The organism is Kitasatospora sp. NPDC091257 (genome assembly GCF_044757675.1).
Lineage (GTDB): Bacteria > Actinomycetota > Actinomycetes > Streptomycetales > Streptomycetaceae > Kitasatospora > Kitasatospora lactacystinica.
Window position 1 is genome coordinate 1 of the sequence record NZ_JBIVVI010000384.1, and the last position, 7,171, is coordinate 7,171.

Consider the following 7,171-nt stretch of genomic DNA (forward strand, 5'->3'; position numbering starts at 1 on the left):
GGGTGTGGTCAGGCCACTGGGTGCTGTCGCCGGGGAGGTGGACGTCACCGGGGTCGTCGATCTCGAGGAGCCATCCGTAGACGATTCGGGCTTCGGTGAGCAGGCCGGCGGGGGTGCCGCGGTGGGTGGCCAGCCAGCCGGCCAGGTCGATCGCCGCGCGGACCGCTCGCTCGGGCCATCCCGGCTCCACCCGGGCGCCGCTGACCTGTACCAGATAGGGCAGGAGCTCGGCGGGGGCGTTGAATGCCTGGTAGTTGTCGGCCATCGAGGCCAGCACCGGATCGACAGGCGCCAGCATGCCGTCGACCGCACCTGCGAACGCCTGCACGACGGTGTCATCGGCATATGGCGACGGCAGGTTCCCCTGCACGGTCTGCTGAGGAATCGGCGTGGAGTTCTCGTCGCTTTTCATGCCTGCTATTTCCTGGTCGTTGAGAAGGGAACTGAAGCCCTGTTAACGGTCGCGGTGCCCGTATCGAAAGGCAATCCGGTCAGAATCCGCAAGATACCGATACCACCTAAGGAGAGAACCAGGAGCGCACTCCGGGAAAGGACGGCGAGCGACTCACCGTCTCGCCGACGCTTTGATGGTTTCATCACCGACCGCGGCGTGATGACACGTACGACGGGCCCTCCCTGCTGAGGGCTTGATGGGTCCGAAGGCGCCTGTAATACCGGGGGCCACGCCGGACCGGGTGTGCTGCGCTGGGTGGAGGGAGTTCTTTGAACGGGATTCGTGGCGCATGCGCGATTGTGCGCGGTGGGCGATCGGCGTAGGGATGGGCCCGGATGCGGCTGAGGTCGCTGCTATCGGAACCGGTGCGCCTGTTCTTCCGGCTGGCTTGGGTGCTCAGGCCACGAGAGTGGACCGGGATCGGACCGAGCGGCTTGTGAATCTGATTCCGGTGCGTAGTCACCATTGCCCCCTCGAGCATGTAATGACGGAATGCCGGGCGAACACGTGCGGACCATGGTGTCGCTCCTGCTCTTGTGACCGGCACGCGAGCTGGTGCACTCGAGCGTGCTGTCGAGGTCTGCCGTATGGCTGCCGATGCGCTGCGAATCGGGGAGTCATCGTCTCGGCGTTGCCTTGTCGGAGGGCTGTAGGCGCCATAGCTGGTGTGGGCGTCCGTCGTAGGTCTGCTGGACGATAGGTGCACCGGGGGTGGTGTATCCGGCGAAAACAGCAAGCACCAGACCGCTGTTGACATTCGTCAACTTGTAGTACCCGCCCCCTTGCTCGGACGCGGTCCACTGTGACTCGAGGCCAGAGCCGAGGGTCTGTTGGACTACGTATGCGCCGTAAACGGTAGAGGCGTTCTCCACGCTCATGACCAGGTTTGAGTTGCTGTTAGTGATCTGCCATGCCTCGGAACCCGCCGAGGTGAGAGTCCACTGTTGATTGGCACCATCCTGCGGGGAGGCCTGCTGCAGCCTGGCACCAGGGGCCGTCGAAGAGTTCGGGACCTCGATCGCGAGCCCGCTCTTCTGATTGACCAGCAGACCGCTCTGTGTGGGTGTGTCATCGCTGGGGTTGGTGTTCCCGATGGAGCTGGAGTTGACAGAGTCGATCTGGACTTCTGTCAGCAGGGGAAGTCCATCGGGCGGTAGGACCAGGGGCGGGGAGATAGGGTTGTCGTTCGGGTCCGTCATGGTGACGTTGAGTACCGTGACGGTGCTGGGAAGCCCCGCAAGCACAGCGTACGGGTCGCCTGCATGGACCGGACGGCCGAACGGCCATCCGGCGCCGCTGTCGCCACCAATGACAGGATGAAAGTACCGGTACAGCGCGTCTCTGGCGGCAATCTCCGCATTGACGGCTGCGAGGCTTCCCACGGCAGGCCATACCTGGATCGTGGCTGCCACCTTGAACGGCACCCACACCGGCTCGGTGACCTGTACACGCGTGCCGAGCAGGCGCAGGGCCTCCTCGGAGGCACGGATAGCCTCCTTGGTCTCGTCGGTGAGGACGAGGTCGGCGGCCGGTAGTGCCTGGCCGGGGTCACCGGTGGGGCGGGGGACGACAGTGACCTGCAGGTGTTGGTCGGTGTCCGCCATGGTGCCAATGCGCAGGGCAGATCGGGCGCTGCCTCCGACGGTGACGGTGCGGACACGGGCTGCGTCGGGAACGCGCCTCGTGAGGACCTGGGCATGGTCGTCCGCGCTGACGGCCCGGTGAAGGGGGACCAGCCGGGCGGTGGCGCGGGCTACGGCCTCGTCGAGGGTCTCGGGTTCGGCCCCGCCGGTTGCGGCCGCGCGGTTGGTGACAGTGGCGGGCGGAGTGTTCACCCAGGAGGTGAGGCTACCGGCGGGGACGTTCCCGCGCGTACCCTGACACGTCTCGTAGCCGGCCCGTACCTCGGCGCCGAGTCGGGGGATCTGGCCGTGCTGGTACGGACCGTAGGTGTAGGGCGTGCTGGGGCCGAAGACGACCTCGCCCGCAGTGGCGTCCCACACGAACCGGTAATCAGCAGACAGGGAACCCGCGAAGGTGGTGTCTTGCACCCAGGTATCGGCGGGTGCGCCGCTGCTGACGGTGGTGACCGTCAGGGTGACCGCCGGGGTGCCACTGGTGGTTTGCTGGAGGATGGGCTGGTAGGTGGGGCGGAAACGCTGGTCTGGCGTGCCGTCGGACACCCCGAGTACTTCGTCGACAGTGGTGATATTGACTGCGGGCACGGTACCGGTTGCCGTTTCGGCGGGCAGAACGAGGGTCTCGATGGTCCGAAAGGTGATGGTTGGGCCCGGATAGCTACTCGGGGTGGAGACGGTCGTGCCCTGGGGAATGGTCCGGTCGGTGGAGTTGGGGTCGGTGAGGGTGAAAGTGAGCTCAGTGCGGGCGGCGGACGGCGGAGTCGGGACAACGCCGGCCAGGCGCAGCAGAGACGCGCGGGCGGCGTCAGTGAGCTGATCGGTGCGGTACCCGAGTTGTTCGACGCGGGAGGCGCAGGCCTCGATCAGGGTGACGCCTGGGTCGGAGACGTTGTGGTCGGTCCACTGGGGGCAGCGCTGGGGGATGTAGCGCTTGGCCGCGTCGACGAGGTCCTGGAAGCGCAGGTCGTCCAGGGAGGGAACGGGGACGTTGCTCATCGTTAGGCTCCTGCGGTACCAGTGCCGGGTTCTCCGGGCAGGGTGTAGAAGGGGAAGACCAGGTTGCGGGGGCTGTTGGTTGCCAGGATTCGGTAGCTGATGTCGATATAGAGCAGACCGGAGACCACGGTATCCGCGGTGACGTCGACTTCATCGACGGCGATCCGCGGTTCCCAGCGTTCCAAAGCGGTGTGGACGGTCTCGATGATCTGACCACCGGTCGTCGCGTCGATGGGAGCGAAGACCAGGGCACTGACGCCGCACCCGAATTCCGGGCGCATCGGGCGCTCTCCCAGCATTGTTCTCATGATCAACTGGATGGACCGGTCGATGTCTTCGGCTCCGCCGACAAGCGCGATGGTGCCGTCATCGGCGACTGTTGCAGGGAAGGTCCAGCCTTTTCCGATCAGTTCGTCCACGATGGCCTCCCTCGGGCGAGGTCATTAAAGTGAGTCGAATGGGTGCTATAGACCTTGTTGCCTTTTCGGATGGTCGATCGCAGCCATGCCGGGAAACGGGCATCAGGGATGTTCGGCTCGTTAGGCAGCCGTGAGGAAAAGGGGAGGAACGTCATCCTACGTCAACCTTTGGCGAAGCGATTTTAACGCTATCGGTGCCGTTGATTTCTACCGTTTTCGCGTTAAGCTTGAGGCTACTCTTGGTGTTATCCCCGATCTCCAGGCTGTCCGTCGTGAGTGTCAGGCTTTTGGTGCCCTTGAGCTCCAGATTTTCCGCTTCGATCGTGATCTTTTTTGCCTTGCGGTCCAGGCGGATCTTCACCTCCTGGTCCCCGGTGCTCAGCAGGACGCCGCCCTCATCAGGGTGGTCCAGAAGCTCGATACGGTTGCCCTCACGTGACGACAGTGACCGGCGGTTCACAGCCTTCGAGTCGGCATCAATCAAGTCAACGCTGTGTGTCGAAGGATGGTCCTTGCCGTTGTACAGGCCGCCCAGGACATAGGGGCGGTCCAGGCGTCCCTGCTCGAAGCCAACGAGCACCTCGTCTCCGATGCCGGGGCTGATCACCCCGCCCCCGCCTTCGCCTCCGAACTGCACGGTACGGGCCCAATCGGAGACGTAATCCTCGCTGAGCCACGGGAAGGCGATCCGCACCGCCCCCGACTGGCGCGTATCGGGATCACGGACGTCTTGGACGGTGCCGATGGCAAGCCCCGGCACCGCGTATGCTGCCGGTCCATTGCGGGCAGCGTGCGGGACGCGCTGTTGCGAGCTCACGTTCACCTTAGTGCGATAGCCGCGGTCGAAGACGTGGCGAGTACCGGTAACGGTGTAGCGGCCAGTGAACGGCTCTCCGACATTGACGAGCGTCACCGGCGTGCCGGCCGTCAGATGTGGGGAGCCATAAACCGTCGCTTCCAGGTCCACAATCGCGGCTGCGGCCGTGTCGGCGAAGTATTCGGCGACACCCTTGACATCACCCTGCAATGCGTACCCAGTGCCGATTACTTCAGTGAAGGCGCCTCCGCCCAGTTTCGTGGCCAGATAGCCGGCGCGGGTGCCGATATCGATATATTTGCTGCCGTCGACTTTTGCGGTACCAACAGTGGCCTTTTTAGTATCGATGTTCCAGCCGCGAACCTGGACTTCACCGGCTGGCCCGGGCGAGCCCACGGCGACTTGCAGGGACAGCAAGTTGGTTCCATAAGACAGTACGTACGGGTTATCGTCGCCCGCCTGGCGCGGATCGGGTGCGCTGTCGGCGGACTGAAGCGCTTTAAGGAACAGCGTGCCATTGTTGACGACGACCACAGCGCCGTGCAGTTCTGCGAGGTACTGAAGGAATTCCCAGTCAGTGATGTTCGGCTGGACCAGATACTTGATCTTGGACGTCGAGCCGGCAACAGACCCAACTCCGAGCGCCGCGTGGCTGGCGATGTCGCGAACGACCTTCTCCAGCGTGGTCTCCTGCCATGCAGTCAGCCGGCGGCCTCGAGTCAGCCGCTGCGCCCGGTCGTAGGCTCTCAGTACCGTGAATGTTCCCTGCTCCTCGACCTCGCTGGCCACACCGGCCACCTCGCCGCTGAAGAGCACGACGGGCCGGCTGTCGGCGGTGGTGTCCGCCGAGACCTTCAGAGGCGTTCCGATGGCGATCCCACTGCTGCTAAGCAGCTGGTGATTGGGGTCGCGGAAGCGCAGGGTCGCCAGAGCCGGCAGATTGGCGCGGGTGTCCACGTCGACGGTGGTGAGCCTTGCGGCCCACTCTTCCGGGAGGGCCGCCGTGGTCTCAACCAGCGGTGTGGCTGAGTAAGTGGTCATGATCCGCTCTCCGCGCTAGGGAGCCATGCCCCTGTTCCCCCGGCAGCCACCTCATCGACGGCGGGGATGAGCAGAGTAGTGCCTACTGCAAGCCGTTCAGGATCGACGATTCCGTTGGCAGCAGCAATCTGCCGCCACTGAGCGGCGTCGCCGTAGTAGCGCCAAGCCAGCGAAGCCAGGCTGTCACCGGCCTGCGTCTGGTGCACGGCTAGAGCATTTTTGGAGCCTGAGGTAGGGTTTTGTTTGGGTACGGTGCGGGGGATCTCATGCAGCGACAAGCGACAGGTGGCCCGGCTTGGCCTCCCGTCAACATTGAAAAGCGTGTATTCGACATCGACTGTGCTGAGGTAGGCATAGAACGAAACGGTGCGTGCACGTCCCCATTCAAGGCGTACCCACGGGGGGGACAAGGTACTACCAACCGCGAAGCTGCTAATGGCGGGCCGACAGCAGTCGAACAGCTCCTCTACTTGCTGTTCAATCGTGTTAACTAGACTGTAGGTCGAGTCGAGGAAGACCTCCACGCTGACCGACCTGAGATCGGTCCCGTTGAACTCCGGTGGGGCGTACCCCGATTGCTTGGATGGCTCAAAATTCCAGTTGGCGGACGTCGACAGGCTGATCGACTCGGGATTGAACTGCAGCGGGATTCGCGAGATCATCGGTCCGGGCTTGTTGGCCAGGCTGCGTTTGGCCGGCGGATCAAAGATCACGAGCGTAGCGCGGGTGAGCCCGAGCGTGGACAACGAGTACGAGGAGGAGGAGAGCCTGGACAGGGAGGGCAAGGACGGCACGACTGGCAAGAACGGCACCGTGGCAACTCCTTTCAGAACGGGGAGACGATGAAACCGTGATGGGCGATTTCAAGCGTCTCCATCCCGGGACGGGAGTCTTCAGCGCTGAACGACGGCCCCTCCCATCGCACAGGCACGACCCGCTCCATGCTCCATCTCGCGATGACGGAGCGGTTCGGGGCCAGCGCGGCGATGGTGCCGATCGTGGGAATGGACTGCATGGTCTGGCTCCGGAGCCACAGCCAAGCCGCGACGGTACTGCTGGTGAGGGGACGGGTCAGCACGATGTTGGAGTAGGACAGGCGGGTAGGGATCACCCACCGGTGAGCTTCCAGGCCGCCCTCCCAGCGCTCCTCTACCTCCAGGTTGGCGGCAAGGCCGTCACAGGTGGTGAAGGATCCCAGATCGTACATTCCGATCCATACCTGGAACCGCCAGCTGGTAGCGAATGACTCGGCCACAGCCGATACTCCTATCCTTGTGCACCCGGGTATAGCAACGTGGTGCATATCGTGTGACTCTGGGTGGGCTCGAGGAATGTCGACAGGTCAGCGAGGTAGTTCCATGTACCACCTTTCCGGCCTGTCTTCCTGGCGATGCACCACCTTTCGATGCAGCATGCGAGCGAGTACGGGCACCAGCACGCGAGTAAACTCATTACTGTGACGTCGAGTCATCTCGCGGACCATCACGGCTGTGTCCTGCACCCCGCCGGGGCGGGAAGCGCCGTCATGCCGATTCGTCGCCACGGGTGTCATCTGCCTGGGCGACGATCGCGCAGGCCTCGCCAGCCGCGAAGCGGTCGCATTCGGTTGCCGCCCGCCCATGTAGTTTGGGCTGGGCAGTACAGGCGATGGCGGTGTTTGCGGCGCGGGCTGGTCGTACAACGGTCGGGTGCTGGTGGGCAGGGCCGGCAGCGCCGTACCCATCCCTACCAAGGGAAGCGGGGGAGTGGCACCGGTGGTCAGGCGTGCCGACAGCGCTGGGCCTGTCTTCAGGGTGCTGGTGGG

6 protein-coding genes are annotated in these 7,171 nt (G+C 64.1%); all 6 read right to left on the reverse strand.

Annotated elements, in window-relative coordinates:
* Positions 1–412, reverse strand: a 412-nt coding sequence (locus ACIQOV_RS19075; RefSeq protein ID WP_401049846.1) for a phage tail protein, incomplete at its 3' end; no start/stop codon positions are given.
* Between the two features lie 659 nt (positions 413–1,071).
* On the reverse strand, positions 1,072–3,090 hold the full coding sequence (locus ACIQOV_RS19080; protein WP_331768675.1) for an RICIN domain-containing protein: 2,019 nt from the start codon (positions 3,088–3,090) through the stop codon (positions 1,072–1,074).
* 2 nt (positions 3,091–3,092) lie between these two features.
* A complete protein-coding gene (locus tag ACIQOV_RS19085; protein ID WP_401049848.1) occupies positions 3,093–3,509 on the reverse strand; it encodes a GPW/gp25 family protein in 417 nt (138 codons plus the stop codon).
* A gap of 151 nt (positions 3,510–3,660) precedes the next feature.
* On the reverse strand, positions 3,661–5,367 hold the full coding sequence (locus ACIQOV_RS19090) for a VgrG-related protein (RefSeq protein WP_331768674.1): 1,707 nt from the start codon (positions 5,365–5,367) through the stop codon (positions 3,661–3,663).
* On the reverse strand, positions 5,364–6,113 hold the full coding sequence (locus tag ACIQOV_RS19095) for a LysM peptidoglycan-binding domain-containing protein (protein ID WP_401049851.1): 750 nt from the start codon (positions 6,111–6,113) through the stop codon (positions 5,364–5,366). The genes ACIQOV_RS19090 and ACIQOV_RS19095 overlap by 4 nt, the downstream gene beginning before the upstream one ends.
* 80 nt (positions 6,114–6,193) lie before the next feature.
* Positions 6,194–6,622, reverse strand: coding sequence for a phage tail protein (locus tag ACIQOV_RS19100; protein ID WP_401049852.1), 429 nt, complete (start codon positions 6,620–6,622; stop codon positions 6,194–6,196).
* Between the last annotated feature and the right edge of the window lie 549 nt (positions 6,623–7,171).